The sequence below is a fragment of the uncultured Chloroflexus sp. genome, assembly GCF_937951745.1.
Taxonomy (GTDB): Bacteria; Chloroflexota; Chloroflexia; order Chloroflexales; family Chloroflexaceae; genus Chloroflexus.
In genome coordinates this window covers 14,745-36,388 of record NZ_CALFBQ010000083.1, presented here as the reverse complement: position 1 = coordinate 36,388, position 21,644 = coordinate 14,745, and the positions used below count along the sequence as shown (strand labels likewise).

18 protein-coding genes are annotated in these 21,644 nt (G+C 57.3%); 12 read left to right on the top strand and 6 right to left on the bottom strand.

The window, feature by feature from the left end; all coding sequences use genetic code 11:
- Window positions 1-77 precede the first annotated feature (77 nt).
- From Q1A59_RS17090 to Q1A59_RS17035, 12 genes are all read left to right on the top strand, one after another.
- Window positions 78-2,423, top strand: coding sequence for a DNA translocase FtsK (locus Q1A59_RS17090; protein WP_298402571.1), 2,346 nt, complete (start codon window positions 78-80; stop codon window positions 2,421-2,423).
- Window positions 2,424-2,529: 106 nt separating this feature from the next.
- The gene (locus Q1A59_RS17085; protein WP_298402569.1) at window positions 2,530-2,799 is read left to right on the top strand and encodes a hypothetical protein; all 270 of its coding nucleotides are present in this window, start codon (window positions 2,530-2,532) and stop codon (window positions 2,797-2,799) included.
- A gap of 387 nt (window positions 2,800-3,186) precedes the next feature.
- Window positions 3,187-4,368, top strand: coding sequence for a Xaa-Pro peptidase family protein (locus Q1A59_RS17080; RefSeq protein WP_298402568.1), 1,182 nt, complete (start codon window positions 3,187-3,189; stop codon window positions 4,366-4,368).
- A 229-nt stretch (window positions 4,369-4,597) separates the two neighbouring features.
- Window positions 4,598-4,858: a DUF2813 domain-containing protein gene (locus Q1A59_RS17075; protein WP_298482436.1), complete on the top strand. Its 261-nt coding sequence runs from the start codon at window positions 4,598-4,600 to the stop codon at window positions 4,856-4,858.
- A 201-nt stretch (window positions 4,859-5,059) separates the two neighbouring features.
- The gene (locus Q1A59_RS17070; protein ID WP_299645284.1) at window positions 5,060-5,452 is read left to right on the top strand and encodes an AAA family ATPase; all 393 of its coding nucleotides are present in this window, start codon (window positions 5,060-5,062) and stop codon (window positions 5,450-5,452) included.
- Between the two features lie 407 nt (window positions 5,453-5,859).
- Window positions 5,860-6,357, top strand: a complete 498-nt coding sequence (locus Q1A59_RS17065) for a DUF4276 family protein (protein ID WP_366949925.1) — start codon at window positions 5,860-5,862, stop codon at window positions 6,355-6,357.
- 671 nt (window positions 6,358-7,028) lie between these two features.
- Window positions 7,029-8,126: an ABC transporter ATP-binding protein gene (locus tag Q1A59_RS17060; RefSeq protein WP_298402564.1), complete on the top strand. Its 1,098-nt coding sequence runs from the start codon at window positions 7,029-7,031 to the stop codon at window positions 8,124-8,126.
- Between the two features lie 10 nt (window positions 8,127-8,136).
- Entirely contained in the window at window positions 8,137-9,006 is an 870-nt protein-coding gene (locus tag Q1A59_RS17055) for an ABC transporter permease (RefSeq protein ID WP_298402563.1), read from the top strand.
- Window positions 9,003-9,869 carry an ABC transporter permease gene (locus Q1A59_RS17050; protein ID WP_298402561.1) on the top strand — a complete coding sequence of 289 codons (867 nt, stop codon included), beginning with the start codon at window positions 9,003-9,005 and terminating at the stop codon, window positions 9,867-9,869. Before Q1A59_RS17055 ends, Q1A59_RS17050 begins: the two co-directional genes overlap by 4 nt.
- Before the next feature lie 29 nt (window positions 9,870-9,898).
- Window positions 9,899-11,050 (top strand): spermidine/putrescine ABC transporter substrate-binding protein, encoded by a 1,152-nt coding sequence (locus Q1A59_RS17045; RefSeq protein WP_298402559.1) that lies wholly within the window; start codon window positions 9,899-9,901, stop codon window positions 11,048-11,050.
- Between the two features lie 150 nt (window positions 11,051-11,200).
- Window positions 11,201-11,878, top strand: a complete 678-nt coding sequence (locus tag Q1A59_RS17040) for a 4-vinyl reductase (protein ID WP_298402557.1) — start codon at window positions 11,201-11,203, stop codon at window positions 11,876-11,878.
- Between the two features lie 19 nt (window positions 11,879-11,897).
- Window positions 11,898-12,836, top strand: coding sequence for a pentapeptide repeat-containing protein (locus Q1A59_RS17035; RefSeq protein ID WP_298402555.1), 939 nt, complete (start codon window positions 11,898-11,900; stop codon window positions 12,834-12,836).
- A 40-nt stretch (window positions 12,837-12,876) separates the two neighbouring features.
- Here the strand turns inward: Q1A59_RS17035 and uvrA are convergent, their stop codons facing one another.
- The 6 genes from uvrA to Q1A59_RS17005 form a co-directional block, all read right to left on the bottom strand.
- Complete coding sequence (gene uvrA, locus Q1A59_RS17030; RefSeq protein WP_298402553.1) at window positions 12,877-15,801, bottom strand: excinuclease ABC subunit UvrA; 2,925 nt, start codon at window positions 15,799-15,801, stop codon at window positions 12,877-12,879.
- Between the two features lie 118 nt (window positions 15,802-15,919).
- Complete coding sequence (locus Q1A59_RS17025) at window positions 15,920-17,140, bottom strand: AMP-binding protein (RefSeq protein ID WP_366144866.1); 1,221 nt, start codon at window positions 17,138-17,140, stop codon at window positions 15,920-15,922.
- A 369-nt stretch (window positions 17,141-17,509) separates the two neighbouring features.
- On the bottom strand, window positions 17,510-18,301 hold the full coding sequence (locus tag Q1A59_RS17020; protein ID WP_298402549.1) for an ABC transporter ATP-binding protein: 792 nt from the start codon (window positions 18,299-18,301) through the stop codon (window positions 17,510-17,512).
- A gap of 58 nt (window positions 18,302-18,359) precedes the next feature.
- The gene (locus Q1A59_RS17015) at window positions 18,360-19,580 is read right to left on the bottom strand and encodes an ABC transporter substrate-binding protein (RefSeq protein ID WP_299645283.1); all 1,221 of its coding nucleotides are present in this window, start codon (window positions 19,578-19,580) and stop codon (window positions 18,360-18,362) included.
- Between the two features lie 21 nt (window positions 19,581-19,601).
- Window positions 19,602-20,660, bottom strand: a complete 1,059-nt coding sequence (locus Q1A59_RS17010; RefSeq protein WP_298402547.1) for a branched-chain amino acid ABC transporter permease — start codon at window positions 20,658-20,660, stop codon at window positions 19,602-19,604.
- Window positions 20,661-20,693: 33 nt separating this feature from the next.
- Entirely contained in the window at window positions 20,694-21,575 is an 882-nt protein-coding gene (locus Q1A59_RS17005) for a branched-chain amino acid ABC transporter permease (RefSeq protein WP_298402546.1), read from the bottom strand.
- Between the last annotated feature and the right edge of the window lie 69 nt (window positions 21,576-21,644).

Sequence of the window (21,644 nt, the reverse complement as noted above, 5' to 3'; positions counted from 1 at the left end):
TTTGCATATCATGGAATACTCGCACAGATATGCTATAATCGAATGGTAGATCATAGGTGTTGGGGAACTGAGGAGCAATGGCTTCACGCAGCGGCAACAAATCAACCGGCAAGCGGCGCGCTACAGGCAGCCGCAGCCGCAAGAGCGGTGCGAGGGCGAGCTGGGCCATCTCGTTGCGCCCCGAACATCAGCGTGAGCTGTTTGCGCTGGGTCTGATCCTGATCGCTGTCGTTACAATTATTTTTGTGTTCACCGGTGAAGCCGGCGGGGTGGGCAGCCTGTACCTCAACGGTGTGCGCTCGTTGTTCGGCGCCGGAGTTTTCTTTGTGCCGCTCACCCTCTTTTTAATCGGGATCGCCATCCTCTGGCAAGAGCGGATGAGTGATGCTAGCCTGAGCGGGGCCAATGTGTTGGGCACCATACTGGTGCTGTTAGCAATGCTTGGTCTGCTCGAAGTGCCGGTGCATGATATTCTGATCGCCGATCGCTTTAATGAGGGCGGCGGCTTGATTGGGTATTGGCTGCTCGAGGCGTTGCAGTTTGCCATTGGCCGGATCGCGGCGGTAGTGGTGATTTTGGCGTTGGGGTTGGCCGGTTTGCTACTGACCTTTAATTTGACCGTGCGCGAACTGGTGTTGGGGATGGTCGAGCGCACCGCTGCCTTTTGGCACATGCTCTGGAGCGCGCCGCGCCGTCCGGCTGCCCCTGTCAACATGCCGCGCCGTTCGCTGGCCGATTTAATCTTTACGCTACCGCCCCAAGGCGAGGCCGATGATATTGTGCCGACGCCGATTGCCGCCCGTCCGACGCGGGCGAGCCTGTTTAAGCTCCCTACTCCGGAGTTACTGCCCCCTGCCGAACCGGCGAAACCGGCCAGCGCGCCAGCGGTGAGGACATCGCCAGCCAAGCCGGAACCGGTGCAAGAGGTGGTGCAAGAGGCGCTTGACGGCTTCGAGATTTCGCCGGTGCGGCGGGCGTGGCCGTTACCGTCGCTTGATCTACTACTCGAGCGTTCGAGTGAAGGCGGCATTACCGACGAAGAACGTCGTCTCAAAGCGCGCGTGATCGAGGAGACATTGGCTAGCTTTAAAGTAGAAGCGCGGGTGGTGGGCGTCAATACCGGCCCGGCCGTGACCCAGTTTGAGCTGCAGCCGGCGGTTGGGGTGAAGGTGGCTAAGATTACCACGCTCGAACGCGATCTGGCGCTCGCACTGGCGGCACCGTCGATCCGGATCGAGGCCCCCATTCCGGGTAAGAATGTCGTCGGTATCGAGATTCCCAACAGTGCGATCTCGACGGTTTCGCTGCGCGAGGTGCTCGATAGCGAGGAGTATGAGTTGCACCGCGGTCGGCTTAAGTTGCCGCTGGGTAAGGATGTCAGTGGCACGCCGGTGATTGCCGATTTGACCAAGATGCCGCACCTGTTGGTAGCCGGCGCCACCGGTTCGGGCAAGTCGGTGGCGATTAATGCGTTCTTGTGCGGCCTATTGCTGAAACATACGCCTGACGAGCTGAAACTAATCTTGATCGACCCCAAGATGGTCGAGATGATTGTCTACAATCGCATTCCGCACCTGCTGTCGCCGGTCGTCACTGAGGTGGAGCGGGTGGTACCAACGCTCAGGTGGGTGACCCGCGAGATGGAACGCCGCTATAAGGTGTTTGCCAAGCATGCATGCCGGAACATTGATAGCTATCGCCAATTGATGCGCAAACAGGCCGATCTTGAGCCAATGCCCTACATTGTGATCGTGATCGATGAGTTGGCTGATTTGATGATGATGGCTCCCGATGAAGTTGAGACGTATGTCTGCCGTTTGGCGCAGATGGCCCGCGCCACTGGCATTCATCTGATTATCGCCACTCAGCGCCCGTCGGTTGATGTGATTACCGGCCTGATCAAGGCAAACTTCCCTTCGCGCATCGCCTTTGCTGTGACCTCGCAAGTCGACAGCCGGGTCATTCTCGACGTTCCCGGCGCTGAACATCTGCTTGGCCGTGGCGATATGCTCTACATGGCGGCTGACTCGGCGAAGCTGGTGCGGATTCAGGGTACTTACGTCGCCGATCGTGAGGTTGAGCGGATCGTTGATTTTTGGCGCAAGGCGGCGCCGCCCGATGAGGCGAAGCTGGAGGAGCTGAAGCCGAGCGCAAGCGAGACTCAACCCGCCGCCAGCGGTGAGAGCTTCCAACCCCCCGCCGAGTTCCTCTCGACCGCCGAGCAAGACGAATTGCTGCCGCAAGCGATTGCGCTCGTCTCACAACATCAGCGTGCATCAGCCTCGCTCTTGCAGCGCCGGTTGCGGATCGGCTATTCCAAAGCGCAGCAATTGATCGATCTGCTCGAACAGCAGGGCTACGTCGGCCCGCCTGATGGCGGGCGTTCGCGCGAGGTGCTGCGCCGCGATGGGACGCCGCCGTGACGGTTTGGCGATAGCCGCGTCGTAAGAACGTGGCGCCGCAACGATCCGGCCTGCCGGCGCGTCTAACCGGCAATCAATCACCCGTCTCGCTTAGGAGGAAGCTGCGATGGCGATCGAAGATTTTTATACTGGCGCGCGCCGGATTTTGGCGAATATGCTGGAAGAGACGCCGAAGGCTGATCGCGAGCAACTGCTCGACGCCTACGCCGAATTGCTTACCCGCTTGCATGCTGAAGAAGCGCATCGAATGCTGACCGAGGTGATTGAGGATGCGCGCACCCGGCTTGATGCCCGCCTTTCGCCCGATCCAATCCGGCAGACAATTGCCGGCGTGCAGACGACGTTGCAAGACTTGTGGAATAGCCTCTGGCGGTAGGCCCGTCCCCCCGGCCCCCGCTCCTACCGGACGGTGGGGCAGGGGAGTCGCGTGATTAGCGGGAAAGGCACGGTTGAGCGAAACACTGCGGCGCCCCTCGCCCACGCCAGTGAGAGAGGGGCTGGAGGTGAGGGGGGACATTGTGAGTACCGTAGAGGACGCGGAGGGCGCAGAGGATGATCACCATCCCAAATACCTTTGCGCTCTCTGCGTTACTTTGCACCTTTGCGCTTTACCACTCTGCGCCGTGGCTCGCTTTGCCGTTTGGGTTTGCCCTCACCATCTCCAATCCCCTCTCGGTTATCAAGCTCGCCGCCGATCCTCTTACGCTACTGGTACACTGCTGCTACATGGTCGATTTGCCAACTTTGATAATGGAGCGCCACGATGGATCTGTACCACGAAAAGTTACACCAAGCCGGAGAATTGCTCGATGCGCACGACCTTGACCTCTGGTTGATCTTGGTGCGGGAGACGGCGGAACACACCGACCCAGCCCTGAAACTGCTCGGCCACTTTTCGTTGACGTGGACGACGGCGATTGTAGTCACCCGCAGTGGACGAGCCATCGCGTTAACCGGTTTGGGTGATGATGAAGCGGTGCGCCGCACTGGTCTGTTTGACGAGGTGCGACCCTACACCCAAAGCATCGGCCCGGAATTGGTGAGCCTGTTGCAGAGCTACGATCCGCAGCGGATCGGGATTAACATCAGCCGGAGCGACGTCAGCGCCGATGGCTTGACCTATGGGATGTATCTGAATTTATGCGATTACCTTGCCGGCACTCCGTACCGTGAGCGGCTGGTATCGGCGGAGCATTTTGTCGCCGCACTGCGCAGCCGCAAGACGCCGCAGGAAGTGGCACGTATGCGTGCTGCCGCTGAACTAAGTATGCGCATCTTCACCGCCACCGGTGACTTTCTGCGTCCCGGCGTCAGCGAGCGCGAGGTGGCAGCCTTTGTCCATGCTCAAACCCAATTGGCCGGTGCAACCACGGCGTGGGATCCTGCTCATTGCCCCGGTCTCAACGCTGGCCCCAACTCGCCGTGGGGCCACACTGGCCCATCGGATGAAATTGTACGGCCGGGCGAAATCTTCCACATGGATTTTGGCGTCCAGCTCGACGGCTACTGCTCGGATCACCAACGGGTCTGGTACTGTCTACGGCCCGGCGAACACGAACCGCCAGCGGAAGCGCAGCATGCCTTTAACGCGGTCAAGGCGGCGATTCGCGCCGCCGCGGCGGCCATCCGGCCCGGCGTGGTGGGGTGGGAGATCGACGCGATTGCGCGTCAGACAATTACGGCTGCTGGCTACCCAGAGTACCCTCATGCGCTCGGCCATCAGGTCGGGCGCGCAGTGCATGACGGTGGTGTGGGCTTCTACCCGCGTTGGGAGCGCTACGGCGATAAACCCTATGGCACGATCGATGCTGGCATGGTATTGACCCTCGAACTCGGCGTGCGCACGCGCTACGGCTACATTTCGCTTGAGGAAGAGATACTGGTAACGCCTGAAGGCTGCGAGTGGATTGGTTCGCCGCAAGAAGAGTTGTGGCTGATTCGCTGAGGGTGAGCAGTGACATGCACTGCCGATACAGCTCAGTGTCAACCCGAACAGAGGCACTGTGTGATTGGATGCCTGCTCGTTTGAGGGGGGATGTTGCCATGAATGCTCGAAAGGCAAGACCTGAGGAACGTCCGATGGGCCTCGGAATATCACCGATAATAGATGGAGATCGTTATCATGGTATTATGCTCCTACCGTGCTGGTTCAGCAGTGAGAACGCCGGTTGCCTATGACCGATCGGATGCTGGGACGCATCAAACTCGAAGGGTACACCACCTTTCGCGAACTTGATCTAGATGTACGACCAATGAACGTCTTGATCGGCGCGAACGGCGCGGGCAAATCACATCTGATCGCGCTGTTTACCATGCTCAATCAGATGATAAAGGAACTGTATGTCGCTCGCGCCGGTGGCGCTGACCGTATCTGGCACTATGGTCGCAAAACAACCGAGCGGAGGGTGGTAGCGTTGTGGTGGAACGATACCTAGCAGCCGCGAGCGAATGGATATCGGTGTGAGTTGGTACCCGTGCGTCATGAGCTATGGCTGGCTTGCGAGGCGACCTTTTTTCACGACCAGACGTATCCCCATCCCCTCCGACATCGCGTGTCCCAGCAGTTGCGCCTTGAGTCGCTGGTGCCGCAATGGGCATCCAAAAAGGGTACGATTGATAGATTCGTGTATCGGGCTATGATCTCGTGGCGGCGCTACCACGTTCACGATACTGGTGCCTCAGCGCGGGTTAAGCAACCGTGCTCGCTCCGCGATCATCGCTTTTTGCATGCCGATGCGGTCAATCTGGCGGCCTTCCTCTGGCATTTACGCGAGGGGCACCCGGATGCATACCGGGCCATTGTCGAAACCGTCCGCCTTGTTGCACCGTTCTTTGGCGATTTTGTGCTCGAACCGCAACCACGTCAGCCTGATCACCTCATGCTCGAGTGGCGTGAGCATGGTGCGGATGGTAGTGTTGGTCCCGATGCGTTGTCTGGCGGTACCCTACGGTTTATCTGCTCGGCAACCCTGTTCCTCCAACCGGCAGCGTATCTACCGGCCACGATGATTATTGATGAACCAGAATGAGGTCTGCATCCGTATGCTATCACCGTACTAGCCGAGTTTGCGCAAACAGTAGCGACAAAGCGGCAAGTAATCCTCGCTACTCAATCGGTGACACTGGTCAATCAATTTGCCCCAGAAGATATTCTGGTGCTTGATCGGCACGAAGGAGGTTCTACCGTGCGGCGTCTTAAGAGAGACGCGATCGAGCATTGGCTGACCGGCTATGCACTAGGTGAACGATGGGAACAGAACGTGCTTGGAGGCAGGCCACGACGATGAAGCGGATCTTGATCGTGTGCGAGGGTCAAACGGAAGAAACGTTTGTAACCCTTGTCTTAAATCCGCATTTGGCTACGTGTGGGCGATGGGTTACGCCAATCCTACTAGTGACTAAACGCGTCTCTTCGGCCCAATAATATCGAGGCGGAATTACATCTTACGACAAAATTCGTCAGAATATTATCCATTTACTGCATGATAGCGGCGCAGTCTGTGTAACTACAATGTTCGATAACTACGGTTTACCCGCTGACCTTCCCGGTAAAACTAGCTTGCAAGGTGTGAATCCATCTCGTCGGGTAAATAGACTTGAGCAGGAGTTTGCTAATAACATTAATAATCAAAGATTTTTGCCTTTTTTGCTATTGCATGAGTTTGAAGAACTGTTGTTTTCCGCATCGAACATCCTGATTGAACAGTTACGGCTATCTTCTCAACAACCGTTTGGTCAAATCGAACAATTTTCGACACCGGAAGAGATAAATGATGGTAGTGAAACCCATCCGGCAGCTCGTATTTTGCGCAGTAAGCCCGATTACCGGAAGCCACTCGGTGGAGTGAAAATTGCTGAGGCTATCGGCTTGGACATCATCCGATCGCGCTGTCCACACTTCAATCAGTGGGTTACTCGTCTAGAAACGTGTTGAGTTAGGCATCGTACATAGTACTGTACGCGATATTTTCTGATATGGATAAGTGCATCGTTGACCGAAAGTATCGGCCAATCTTATACCAGTATTCGTACCAAATCCACCAGTGAATGTTTCATTCCGTTCCTCTCTTGTATGACTGTTGCAGGCGAGTCGCTTGCGCGTCTATCGCGCTCTCGTGCGCACGGAAGGTGATAGTAGGCAAGCCACCTGCGCGCCCGGTTGCAATAGGCTCGCTGACTGCTTAGGTAAGGGAAGGGTGGGTGCCGACCCCTCTCCCCAGCGGGGCGGGGCTGGGGGTGGGGGGGATGCAGGTTGAGGGGGAGGAAAGAGGGATGGTGGGGCATACAGCCGCGTGCCCATACATCATGGTGTGGTAGGCAGGTTTCAAACCCGCCTCTACCGCATCGACTCGCTGCGTTTAGCAGATGGCTGATAATTCTACATTTCCCTCATTCTCCGTGCCTTTCCCCACAATATTCCGCGAAAGGATTATGGTATACTACTGCTAAATTAATGCACAGTGTGATGTCTACAGGCCACGATGCCAATGACTTCTCTTGACCTTGTTTGGTTGAAGCGTTGCGACGCGAGACGGCTGGCTTAATCAGCCTCTCGCTGGTCGCTACTCATCACTAGTGAGCCAACCTGTTAGGAGGAGTGTTCAGGTGAGCGACTCGATCGCGATTGAACTCTGCGATGTCGTCAAGCGGTTTGGCGACGTGGTTGCGGTCGATCACGTCAATCTCCAGATCCGTGACGGTGAATTTTTCTCATTGTTGGGGCCGAGCGGTTGCGGCAAGACTTCAACGTTGCGCATGATCGCCGGCTTCGAGCTGCCCACTGCGGGCAGCATTCTCATCCATGGCCGTGAGATGGGTATTACCCCGCCCCATCTGCGCCCGGTGAATACCGTGTTTCAATCGTATGCCCTCTTTCCCCACATGACGGTGGCCCAAAACGTGGCCTTCGGCCTTGAGATGCGCAAGACACCGAAAGCCGAGATTGCCCGCCAAGTGAAAGAGGCGCTCGAATTGGTGCGCTTAAGCGGATTGGAAGATCGGCGTCCCCGCCAGCTCTCCGGCGGGCAGCAGCAGCGGGTAGCGCTAGCGCGCGCGCTGGTGAACCATCCTGAAGTGCTGTTGCTGGATGAGCCGCTGGGCGCGCTTGACCAAAAGCTGCGCAAAGAGATGCAACTCGAACTGAAGAGTTTGCAGGCTCGTGTCGGCATTACCTTTGTCTTCGTGACCCACGATCAGGAAGAGGCGCTGACGATGTCTGATCGAATTGCGGTCATGAATAAGGGGAAGCTGCTACAAGTCGGCACGCCCACCGAGATCTACGAACGGCCCAATTGCCGCTTTGTGGCCGACTTTATCGGTGAAACCAACTTTATTGACGGCGTTGTAATTGGGCGTGATGGCAACTACACCGTGCTCGAAACGCCGGAAGGGTTGCGCCTCCGCGGCTTGGCCGCGCGTCCACTCAGTGATGGCACCGCAGTCACCTATTCGATTCGTCCAGAAAAGGTACGGCTGCTCGCACCCAACGGTGAATTGCCTCCGAACGGGCTGGCCGGTACCGTGATGACAGTCAATTATATCGGAAGTGATACCCGCATTACGGTACGAATCAACGACCAGCGTACTATCGATATCTGGGAACAAAATACCCGTTCAACACTCGATCGTGATGAGTATTGGCAACCGGGTGAAGCGGCGGTAATCGTCTGCCCGCCCGACAATGCGCTCGTGCTGAGCGAGTAAGGAGGGGGTGATGGCGACGATCCAACAACAGCAACAGCGCCGCGACCGCATCCGGCTGGCGCTGCTACTCACCCCCGGCCTGCTCTGGCTGCTGCTCTTTTTTGCCCTGCCGCTGGTCATTATCTTTCTCTACAGCTTCATGACCAATGACGCGCTGGGCCGGGTGGTCTACGAGCCGACGCTGAATAACTATATCACCATCTTTACCCAGAGCTTGTACGTTAACGCTTATTGGCGCTCAATCTGGACGAGTGTGTTGACGACGGTGATCTGTTTGTTGATCGGGTATCCGCTGGCGGTATTTATTGCTCGCAGCCCGCAGCAATGGCGCATGCCGTTGCTTATGCTGATCCTTATTCCATTTTGGACTAATTTCTTAGTGCGGATTTATGCGTGGCAGATTATTCTCGCCAACAACGGCATCATTAACAGCTTCCTTGAAATTATCGGCATTGGCCGGCTGACTCTGCTCAACACCGAAGGCGCAACCTTGATCGGCCTCATTTACGGCGAGTTGCCGTTTATGGTCTTACCGCTCTACGCCGCCATTGACCGGTTTGATTTCACACTTATGGAAGCTGCCGCCGATTTGGGGGCGAATAAGGTGCAAGCGTTTCTGCGCATTATGTTGCCGATGACAATGCCCGGTATCGTGGCTGGTTCGGTGTTGGTCTTCATTCCTACCCTCGGTCAATTTGTGGTATCAGAGCTGTTAGGCGGGGCGAAGGTGGACTACCTCGGCAATCTGATCCAGCGTCTCTTCTTACGCGCCAACCCAATCAATTGGCCGCTCGGTTCAGCAATGGCGGTCTTGATGATGTTAGTGCTGCTCGTGCTGATTATGATGTACTTCCGCGTCACGTCGGAGGAAGAGCGATGATCAAGACGGCACCTGCCACCACTGCATCGGCGCGCATCCGCGGTGCCTTTAGCGAGGGCCGGCTGACGTGGAGCGGTCTGGCGCTCACGGTATTTTCCATTCTGGTCTACCTGTTTCTCTATGTACCGATCGTTATTCTCGTTATCTTTTCGTTTACCCGTGACGAGTTCGGTGTACGGTGGACTGGTTTTACGTTTGATTGGTATATCCGCTTGTTCAATAACCCGCGCATGATGGGGGCAGCGTGGAACACGCTGGTGGTAGCCACTGTCTCAACGATTGTCTCAACGATTATCGGTACCTTGCTCGCTATGGCGATGGAGCGCTATCGCTTTCGCGGGCGCAATGCAATCGAGGGATTGATCTATTTGCCGATTGTGGTGCCCGAAATTGTGATGGCAGTGGCGCTGCTTGCTTTCTCGGCGATTATCTTCGACGTAATCAGAATGGTAACTGGCGAGGTCTTGCGTCGCAATCTGGCAACGGTGACAATTGGCCATATTGCTTTTAGCATTTCGTTTGTGGTCGTGGTGGTACGCACCAGTTTGAAGAATTTTGACCGCCGGCTCGAAGAAGCCGCCGCCGATTTAGGCGCTGACAGCTGGAATATTTTCTGGCGTATCACCTTTCCCCTCATCTTGCCCGGCATCATCGGTGGCGCGCTGCTGGCCTTTACCCTCTCGCTCGATGATTTCATCATTTCGTTGTTCCTCTCTGGGCCGGGTACTTCACTCTTGCCGGTGGAGGTCTATAACCGGGTGCGGCGTGCCATCACGCCAGAAATTAACGCGATCTCAACGCTCATGCTAATCTTGTCGATGGCGCTGGTTGCGCTGTCGCAAGTGCTACAGCGCCGGCGATGAGAGCATAGCAAAAGGAAGGGAGAACTGAGATGCAGATGCTTCGGGTGCTTGTGGTGGCGCTGCTGCTGGCGCTGGCCTTGACGGCCTGTGGCGGCGGTCCGGCGGCGAGTCCGGGGAATGAGTACGGCGCTAGCGGTGGTGAGGTGACGGCGCCGAGTGATGGGGTTGATCGCAGCCGACTAGCGCGCCAGCTCTTCTTCTACAACTGGTCAGATTACATTGACCCAGCCGTTCTCGAACAGTTTGAGGCGGAATATGGGGTGCGCGTGGTGGTTGATACCTATGACAGCAATGAAGACATGCTGGCTAAGGTGCGCGCCGGTAATTCGGGCTACGATATTGTCGTACCATCTGATTATGCAGTGCAGATCATGATTGCTGAAGGGTTGGCTGCACCCATTGATAAGGCGTTGTTGCCCAATATAGTCCATCTCGATCCTAACTTGCTCGATCAGTATTTCGATAAAGGCAACATGTATTCAATTCCGTACATGTACGGCATTACTGGCATTGCCTACAACACCAAATTCTTCCCTAATGGAATCGATAGCTGGGCTGCAATTTTAGAGCCGAGCCAAGTCTCTCAATTCGCCGGCAAATTTAGTATGCTTGACGATTCACGTGAGACACCGGGCGCTGCATTACGCTACATCGGTCAATCGCTCAATTCGACCGATCCGGCGGCACTCGCGCGGGTGAAAGAGATTCTGCTGGCGCAGAAGCCGTATCTGGCCGCGTACAACAGCTCGGATGTGAACCGCAAGCTGGCTAGCGAAGAGTATGTGCTGGCGCATTCGTGGAGCGGTTCGGCGATGCAGGCCCGCAATGGCTTAGGCGATGAGTTTAGCGGCAATCCTAATATCGCCTTCGTGATTCCGAAAGAGGGCGGGATGATCTGGATGGATAATATGGTGATCCTGAAAGATTCGCCGAATGCCTACACTGCGCACGTGTTTATGAACTTCCTCCTGCGACCAGCGATTGCGGCTCAGATTACCGAATATGTCGGCTATTTGACACCGAATAAAGATGCCTTAGAGCTGCTGTCGCCCGAGATTCGCGAGCTGTACGCGCAGGGTTTCGCACCTGACGAAGAGATGTATAAGCGGCTTGAGTGGGCGGTGCGCAACGAAGGCACTACCGCTTTCGATGATCTATGGACGGAGATTAAGGGCCGCTAGCGGAGGCCGTTGGGCGACGCCGCGCGTTACGATATGGGAGCAATGATTGGGGCGACGCATTGGCGTTGCCCTTACAATTTGTCTCCGCTTTGCGTTTATTATGGTATCCTGCGCTCATCCGCTGGTTATGGATGCGCAGAGGAGGGTGGCATGGAGATCCGCGATCGCCCCGACCATGACCCGGTCGCCGATATGTTGTTAGTTGATGCGTATATGCGGTGGGCGTTGTTAGCGGCAGAGGAGGTCATCGGGCGGAACGGGTTGGCGGTTGTGTTGCGGCAGGCTGGGTTGAGCCAATTGATCGGCAACTATCCGCCTGAACAACTGAAGGCGACCAGCGGTTTGACCTTTTACCATTACGCTTCACTCAACGCTGGACTACTTAACTTCTTTGGCCGCTCGGCACGAAGCATGGTGCTGCGGATTGGCCGCCAGACGGCGCGGTTGGCGATTGAGCACCAGAGTGCGTTGTTCGGTACCGCAGCTTTGATCGCCTCAAAGGTGTTGCCGTTTGCGACCCAAGTGAAGCTTGGTTTGTCGGCGATGCAAGCTGGTCTGCGCCGGCTGAGCCAAGCGGTTAACCAAGATCGCCGCTTGGCGATTGAGGATCGCGGCGAGGCATGGGCGTATATCGACTATACCTGCTCGATGTCCGCCGGCAAGCAAGCCGATGAACCGATTGGCTACATTCAGTGTGGTGTGCTGCAAGAGGCGTTACATTGGCAGACCGGCCGTGAGTTTACGGTCGAACAGATTGCTTGTCGTTCAATGGGTGCGCCGGCGTCAATTTGGCTCGTGTCTAAGGTACCATCATTGCCTGTCAGTTGATGTATATAAGGAGGGCCGTATGGCCGACCTGACTCCCGATCAGATCTACGATTTGCTCAACCGGCCCGGCCCGCTCTGGTTAGTCGGTGCGAATCTGAATGGCGCTAACCTGAGTGCGGCGAATCTCAGCCACGCCAATTTGAGCGAGGCCCAACTGAGCCGGGCCCGGCTCACCGACGCTAATCTGTTTCGGGCCGATCTAAGCGTTTGTGAGTTGGGCAGTGCGAATCTGAGCTGGGCCAACCTGCGTGAAGCAAAGCTGAATTGGGCGCAACTAGTGCGGGCTGACCTCAGCGATGCCGATTTGCGCAAAGCGGATCTGAGTTGGGCCAATCTTGAATTTGCCACGCTGGTTGGGGCGAATCTCCGTGGGGCTAACCTCAGTGCTGCTGATTTTAGCGGTGCCAACCTCTATGGCGCTAACCTTAGCCTTTGCAACCTGAGTGGGGCCGATCTCCGCGATACAATCATGATTGGCGCTAACCTCAGCGAAGCCCAACTGCGTGAGGCGCAATTGGTCAATCTAAGCGGGGCAAATCTGAGTGGAGCGATATTGCTTCGGGTGAGCCTGAATGGCGCCAACCTCAATGGTGCCAATCTCGCGGGTGCTAATCTGATGCATGCAAACTTGCGTGAAGTCACGCTTGACGAAGCGAACTTCATCGGTGCTAATCTGAGTGAAGCGAATTTGGGTGAGGCGAGTCTGTGCAACGCCGATTTTAGCGAGGCTAATCTGAGCGGTATTTACCTCAGTGGGGCTAATCTGCGCAATGCTATCTTGACCCGCGCTAACCTGTCGCGCGCCAATCTGAGCGGGGCCAATCTGCGTGGTGCTAACCTGCGCGGCGCTAATCTGCGCGAGGCAAGCTTGGCCGACGCCGACCTGACCGATGCCGATTTGTCGGAGGCTGATCTGCGCGATTGCGATGTGACCGGCGTGAGGGGGTTAGCGATGTAGATGTGGCGAAGACGGCCCATTGGGCCGTCTTCATTACTGCCTAATCGACGTATACCTGCGTTTCTGTCCCGCCGGTTGCCGCCACCGGTGCGAGGATTTCGCGCAAAAACCTGCCGGTATGCGACGTAGGATGGCGGGCAACCTCTTCCGGCGTACCTAGCGCAACCACCTCGCCGCCACCGTCGCCGCCTTCCGGCCCCATATCGATCACGTAATCAGCCGTCTTGATCACGTCGAGGTTGTGCTCGATCACCACCACGGTGTTGCCGGCATCAACCAACCGGTGCAAGACCTGTAACAGATGCTGAATGTCGGCGAAATGCAGGCCAGTGGTTGGCTCATCGAGGATGTAGATCGTGCGCCCGGTAGCAACGCGGGCTAATTCCTTAGCCAGTTTCACCCGCTGCGCTTCGCCACCAGAGAGGGTGGTGGCCGGTTGGCCCAGTTTGATGTAATCGAGACCGACATCGTGCAGGGTCTGCAAGATGCGCCGCACCCGCGGCACATTGGCGAAAAACTCCAACGCCGTCTGCACGTCCATGTCTAACACGTCGGCAATTGTCTTACCCTTATACTTGACCTGCAACGTCTCACGGTTGTAGCGTTTGCCTTTGCATTCGGCGCAGCGCACCCAGACATCGGCGAGGAATTGCATATCGATCTTGATTTCGCCGTTGCCCTCGCAGGCTTCACAACGCCCGCCGCGAATGTTAAAGCTAAACCGTCCGGGGCCGTAGCCGCGCAATTTGGCTTCCGGCGTCTCGGCGAATAGCTCGCGCAGCAGATCGAAAAGCTTGACGTAAGTTGCTGGATTTGAGCGTGGCGTGCGCCCGATCGGTTGTTGGTCAATGTTGATCACCTTATCGAGCCGGTCGAGACCGTGCAGCGATCGAAAGGGGCCGGGCTTGAGTTGAGCACGGTTGAGCCGGTTGGCTAGCGCTGGGTAGAGCGTTTCGGTGATCAGCGAGGATTTGCCCGACCCAGACACGCCGGTGACGGCGATGAAACAGCCGAGCGGGAAGCTGATGGTGACATCGCGTAAGTTGTTAAGCGTCGCCCCTTCCAGCGTCAGCCAACCTTGTTTAGGTTGACGGCGCGTGGCGGGTGTCTGAATCGTCAGCCGACCCGATAGATATTGGCCAGTGAGCGAGGTCGGGTGTTGGGCCACTTGTTCCGGTGTACCGGCGGTCACTACCTGCCCGCCTTTGACGCCGGCGCCGGGGCCGAAGTCGATAATCCAGTCGGCGGCCTGCATCGTTTCGAGGTCGTGCTCGACGACGATCAGCGTGTTGCCGAGATCGCGTAGCCGCAACAGTGAATCGAGCAGCTTGCGGTTGTCGCGCTGGTGCAAGCCGATGCTTGGCTCGTCGAGGATGTACATCACGCCGACTAACCCCGACCCGATCTGCGAAGCGAGGCGGATGCGCTGCGCTTCGCCGCCGGACAGCGTCGGCGCGGCGCGATCAAGGGTGAGGTAGTGCAGGCCAACGTTGTGTAGGAAACCGAGCCGTTCGCGGATCTCTTTCAGCACATCGCCTACAATTGCCCGCTCGGTCTCGGTGAGGTGGTTGGGCAGCTCGCGCGCCCAATCGAGCGCCTGCGCCACATTCATGCGGGTGACATCGCGGATTGAGCGTCCGGCCACACGTACCGCCAAGCTTTCGGGCCGCAAGCGTGCCCCTTCACAATCAGGGCAGGGTTGCTCGCTCATGTACTGAGTATAGTACTCGCGCATCGTGTCTGAGCCACTCTGCATATAGCGTCGCCGGATCTCGCTGGCCAACCCTTCCCACGCGCGGGAATACTCGCCGCGTGAGCCGCTCTCGTTTTCCCACACAAACCGGATGCGTTCGCTGCCGCTGCCGTAGATAATCGCATTGCGCTGGTGTTCGGTTAATTCATCCCACGGCTTGTCGAGGTCAATCTGATAGTGCGCAGCAATGGCAAGCAGCGCCTTATAGGCCCACGTATCCTGCTTCTTGCGCATCTCGCCCCAGTACGTCACTGCTCCCTCGTGGATCGAGAGCGCGCCGTTGGGCACCAGCAGCGCCGGGTCAACCTCAAGCCGCGCGCCGAGGCCGGTACAGGTTGGGCAGGCGCCTTGCGGCGAGTTGAATGAGAACATCTGCGGGGTGAGTTCGGGAAATGAGATGCCGCACGATGGGCAGGTATTGCTCTCGCTCATGAGCCACTCGCGGGGTTGAGCAGGATCAGCCGGCTCGTCGGCGAGACTAATGATCACCTTTCCTTCCCCCACCCGCAACGCCGTCTCGATGCTATCGGTCAAGCGGGTGATAAAGCTATCGAGATCGCCATTGCCGGTAGTGTGCGGCATTGTCAGCCGGTCAATCACCACCTCGATCGAGTGTTTGACCTTCTTGTTGAGTTTAATCTCTTCGTCGAGCGAACGAACCTCGCCGTCAACGCGCACCCGCGCAAAGCCTTCGGCTTTGGCTTCGGCAAAAATATCTTTGTACTCGCCTTTGCGTTGAGAAACGACCGGCGCTAGCACCATAAAGCGGGCGCCCGCCGGTAAGGCCAACACCCGATCAACCATCTGTTGGGCCGATTGGGCGGCGACAGGCTGGCCGCAGCGGTGGCAGTGTTGGTGACCGACGCGGGCAAACAGCAGGCGCAGATAATCGTAAATCTCGGTGACGGTGCCAACGGTCGAGCGTGGGTTTTTGCTCGCGCTCTTCTGTTCGATGGCGATTGCCGGTGATAGTCCTTCGATCAGATCAACCTGCGGCTTCTCCATCTGGCCGAGGAATTGGCGCGCATACGCCGAGAGGCTTTCAACATAGCGCCGTTGCCCTTCGGCGTAGAGCGTATCGAAGGCTAACGAACTCTTGCCCGATCCGCTCACGCCGGTCAGCACGACCAGCCGGTCGCGCGGTATCTCGACATCAATCCCTTTGAGGTTATGCTCGCGCGCGCCTTTGATCACGATGGTCGTCTTGGCCACAACCGTCTCCGCTGAGATACGAACGAAGAGAAAGCGCCGCCCCGTTGGCGACGCTACCAATTCTGTGTTCTAGTATACCACGGTTTGCTAGAACAAACGGACTAGGCAGCCAATGCGATCACGTCCACGTGCGTTGATCAACGAACGGCTTGGCGTCAGGCGGCAACTCGGCAACCACTTCAACTTTACAATGGAGCTTGATCGCCTCGTGCAAGGCCTGCGCCACGGCGTCACGCAAGCGAGCGTGATCGGCATCGCTGGCGGGCACAAGCCGGCAGATCAATTCATCGCGGTGATGTTCGCGCACCACTACCGCTTGATACGCCTGCACCCCCTCGAGCCGCCGGATCGCTTCAGCGATATGGCGTGGATGGACAAACAACCCGCGCACTTTGACACTCTCGCCGCTGCGGCCCAGCCAACCCACCAAGCGCGGCGTCTGAATGACCGTTGGTTCATCGGAGACCATCAGCGCCGACAGATCGCCGACAGCAAAGCGGATGAGGATGTAGTCGCGGCGGAAGAGGGTCACGACTACCTCTCCGGTTTGGCCGGGAGGCACTGGCTCGCCGGTGTTGAGATCGCAAATCTGCACCAGCGCATCTTCCGGCAGGTGCCAGCCGTGCCGTTCAGGGCCGTTGTAACCAAGGTTGCCCGTCTCGGCGGTGCCATAGCCGTCGTAGACCAGAATCCCGTACTGCTCTTCAAACAGCTTACGCAACGAGGGTGGCAGCGGCTCGGCGGCGACAAAGGCTTTGTTGAGCGGCCACGAGCGCGGGTCATGGCCCAATTCCGCTGCCTTTTCGAGCAGCGCCTTGAGATAGCTGGGCAAACCGGCGTAAGCGGTGACGCCGAGATGGGCCATGGCCTCGATCTGTTGGGCTTGATTGCCGATCCCGGCTGGGATGACAGCGCAGCCAACCGCGCGTGCACCCTCTTCAAACATCACCCCGGCGGGGGTCAAGTGGTAGCCAAAGCAATTGATCACCACGTCATCAGGGCCAAAGCCAGCGGCGCGGAAGGCTGGCCCCCACCGCCATGGATCGGGTTCATCGGATTCGGGATCGTAAATTGGGCCGGGTGATTGGAAGATACGGCGCAGCCGTGAGAGCGGCACAGTCAACATCCCGCCCAACTGCGGCCCTTGCCGTTGCAGCTCAACCAACTGCTCTTTGCGCAAAATCGGCAACCGGCTCAGGTCAGCGGTGGTCTGAATATCAGCCGGCGTCAGTCCAGCAGCTTCCATCCGTTGGCGAAACGCTGGCGAATGCTCGTAGCCAAACGCAACAATCTCGCGCACGCGCTGATCAAAACCGGCGTAAAAGGCTTGCATGTCCATCTCCGTCACCTCGTGCTTCAGACAACGACGCGCGGGCGCAACGGTCTTCCGGCGCTCGCGCAGCGTTGCGGCGTCATTGGCCTGCGAACCGCAATATGCGCTATCCTTGCCCGCTCGTAAGGGTGATTGGTAGTCAGCATTGTACCGCATTCTCACCCAACAACCAACTTCGTCAACGCCAAGGCGCAGAGGACACCACGGGGGTGAACGCCAAGGCGCAGAAGATGCCACGGGGCTTGGAATCGGAGCAAGCTCCGCGCTCTCGGTGTCTGCGGCGTGAGCAACCTACAACTCCCTCCCCCAGAGGGGGAGGGTTGGAGTGGGATACGACCCATCGGGGAGAGGAGCGAGTGCGTATTGCGTACCGTGTCACGACAGCCAGCGTTTGCGGCGCTTGTAATGCTTCACGTCGCGATAACTCTTGCGGCTGCCAATCTCGTTAAGGCCAAGATAAAACTCGCGCACGTCAGCATTATCTTTCAAATCCGCTGGCGATCCATCGAGCACAATCCGGCCATTTTCCATAATGTAAGCGTGGTGCGCCGAATCTAACGCAAGGCGCGCATTTTGCTCAACCAGCAAAATGGTTGTTCCCTGTTCGCGATTAATCCGGCGGATAATCTCAAAAATCTCGGCCACCAGCAGCGGGGCCAACCCCAACGATGGTTCATCGAGCATAATTAATTTAGGATGGGCCATTAAGGCGCGCCCGATCGCCAGCATCTGCTGTTCGCCGCCGCTGAGAAAGCCGGCTACTTGATTGCGCCGCTCTTTGAGACGGGGAAAATAGTTATAGACCAGCGCCAGATCCTCGCTAAACCGGCGTATTGGCTGAGTGTACGCGCCAGCGCGCAAATTCTCTTCTACGGTGAGGTGCTCGAAGACGCGCCGCCCTTCCATCACCTGAAAGATACCCATACGCACAATCTCGGCGGCGTCTTTCTTGTGAATCGGCTGCCCTTGAAACAGAATTTCGCCATCGGTCACTTCACCGTTTTCTGGCTTGAGCAAGCCCGAAATCGCTTTGAGGGTCGTGCTCTTACCAGCGCCGTTTGAACCGAGCAACGCGACGATACGGCCCTCCGGCACTTCGAGCGAAAGGCCCTTAAGCACCAGCACGACATCGTTATAGATGACTTCGATATTATTGAGTGAGAGCATAGGCGATCGTGTAGGGTCAGGTTGAAGACCTGACCCTACTCTAACACAGTATGATTTACTACCGCGCGCTAATGAAGTCGGTAATCGGCACCCATTTGCCGTTCTCGACCCGGAACATCTTCAGCGACTTAGCGCCAGCATGATCGGTAGAGCTGAACTGCACTGGTAGTGTGACACCTTTGGTATCGATTGCACCCATCGTTTCCAGCGTGTTCTTAATATTTTCGCCGGTCAGCTCCTTGCCGTCAGCCAATGTCTTCTCGATCCCGGCAATCAAAATCGACATCGCCGTCCAGCCTTGTACGAAGGTACTATCAGCACCGCCGTAATCAATATTCTTCGCCTTCGCGAATTCAAGCGCGATCTTGCCGCCCTCCGACTCGTGGTTGAACGGCACGGCGCCGACCACACCCTCGGCATCAGTGCCGGCCAGCTTGATCAAGATCTCGTTGGCGCACCAGTTCAAGCAGACGAACTGGACGTTGTAGCCAAGGCTCTTTGCATTCTTGATCGCCAGCGCTGCCGGGCTCGACACGTTCTGCAAGAAGATGTAGTTCGCGCCATAATCGCGGAGCTGGGTCAACTGCGGGGTCAGATCAGTTGCGCCGCGTGGCGAGGGCACTTCGAGCGGTGTCTCGATGCCTTGCGAGGTGGCGAAGGCGGTGCCGTCGGCCAGTGGAGAGCGGCCAAAGGGGCTATCGTTGATCAAGTAGCCAAACTTCGGCAGCCCGCTATTGCCTTTGGCCTTCCAATCTTCGATCGCCCACTTCATGGCGATGATCAACTGATCCGAGTAGGTCGGCGCGACAAGGAAGTTGTAGGGTGTTTCGGCCGGATTGGCCAACGCTGCCGAGTACGAGGCCGAGATGAACGGAATCTTATCTTCGGTGATCTTGGGCCGCAACGCCTCGGTATCGCCGGTGCCCCAGCCCGAGAAGACCAGCACCTTGTCTTGGGTTACGAACTTAGTGTACAGCTCTTCCGCGCGCGGAACCTGATAGGCATAGTCTTCGCTGAACAACTGCAACCGCCGCCCGTTGATGCCGCCCTGCTCATTCTTCCAATCAATAAAGGCAATCTGTCCTCGTGCATAAGGCGTACCTACGTCAGCCGTCGCGCCGGTCAAGTCAAAGATCGCTCCCACCCTGATCGGTTCCGTAGTCGTTCCACCGCCGCCGGTGCCGCCGCCCGTACCGCCGCCACCACCACAAGCGGCCAGCAACGTGGCAAAAAGGACTAGCGTCACCAACCACCCGAACGTCCATCTCCTCCTGTGCATGCCATCCTCCTTCTAGACGCTTCAATAACTGAACGGCCACAGCCGGAAGTAATCTTTGACATTGCGCCACATCTTCACGATGCCTTCTGGCTCGAAGATCAGGAAGAGGATAATGGCCAGACCAAACGCGCCCTGCTGCATATAGGGCAGATAGGAGTTAATGTTAGGCACGACATCGCTAAGAGCGCGGGCCAGATTTGAGAGTAGTGCTGGCAACAGCGTCATAAACGCAGCGCCATAGATTGAACCAGAGACGCTGCCCATGCCGCCGATAATAATCATGGCAAGGTAGAGAATGCTGGTATCAATCGTGAAGCGTTCCCACGAAATCACGCCGCGATAGTGGGCAGTGAGCGCGCCGGCCAGCCCGGCGAAGAACGACGAGGTAGCGAAGGCGAGCAGTTTGTAGCGGAAGAGATCAACCCCGATCACCTGCGCTGCGATGTCTTGGTCGCGAATGGCGACAAAGGCTCGCCCGGTGCGGGTGCGGAAGAGATTGCTCACAAAGATGACGGTCAGGATCAGCGCCACAAGGCAGATCCAGTAAAAGGCGAAGTCGTTATTACCGAGCCACTCCATCGGCAACCCAAACAGGTTGTTGCTCGCCCGCGGCAGCGAGAGCGATTCCCCAATACCGAGCAGTTTGCCGTGTGTTAACACCCAAATAATGATCTCTTGCGAGGCAAGGGTGGCAATGGCGAGGTACAATCCCTTGAGCCGCAGCGATGGCAGGCCGAAAAACGCCCCGACGACTGCGGTAAAGAAACTCGCCACCGGGATCGTAATCCACATTGGTGTGCCAAGATTCACCGCCATCAACCCGGCCGTATACGCGCCAACAGCGAGAAAGCCGCCGTGACCAATGCTAATCTGGCCGGTGTAGCCGACCAGAATGTTCAAGCCAATCGCGCCGATCGCAGCAATCGCGATCGTGTTGGCCAAATTGAGCCAGTAACGGTCGGCAAACCACGGAAAGATCAGTGCCAATGCCAGCACGATCACGATCCGGATGCGTTGCGGCCAATAGGGGCGCAAACGAACATCGCTCGCATACGTGGTATGAAACGTTCCGCTCTGCATAGCAAACCCAATCTTGTTATCGCCAATCGCTGCTTACACGCGCTCGATAATTCGTTGGCCGAAGAGACCGTATGGTCGCACCAGCAGAATCAGGAGCAGGACGACAAAGGGGGCGACTTCACCCAATCCCCATTCCGGCGGCAGCAAGCCGCCAGCGAACGACTGGAGCAGGCCGATGATCAGACCGCCGATGATTGCGCCGGGAATGCTATCAAGGCCGCCCAAAATCACCACGGGGAAGACGAGCAGACCAACCCGGCCAATCGTGCCTGACAAGCCGCCAAAAATGCTCATCAACAGAATGCCGCCCACTGCCGCCGTAATCGCGGCAATCGCCCACGCTACAGCCCATACCTTCTTGACGCTAATCCCCATACTAAGCGCCGCTTGTTGATCGTCGGCCACCGCGCGCATCGCGATCCCTTCCCGGCTAAAGCGGAAGAAGAGCGTAAGCAGGGCAAAGAGCGCAATGGCTAACACAAAGGCCCAGATGCGATCAACGCCGACATTTGCGCCAAGGATTGTCACCGTATCGGTGGGCAAAAACTGCGGCGCTGGCCGTGGCGTCACCCCCCAGATCGCACCTACCATCGCGCGCAAGAGTGATGACAAGCCAATCGTGACCATAATCACCGAAATGGCCGGCTCGCCGATCAGAGGTCGCAGCACGAGTTGCTCAATCACAACCCCGACCGCTGCGGCTAACACCACGGCTATCACAACGCCGATTGGCCACCAGAGACCAAACAGCTCGACCATCGTGTAGGTGAGGTAAGCCCCGATCAGCAACAACTCGCCTTGGGCGAAGTTGATCACGTCGCTGCTTTTGTAGATCAAGACAAAGCCAAGCGCCACCAACGCAAAGATTGCGCCATTGGCAATCCCGCTCAGCGCCAGTTGAATAATCCGATCCATGCGCGTCTCCGTCGTCGCCGAATTGAACAATGCATGCCAATATGGAATGGGGCCTTAGAAATGTGATCC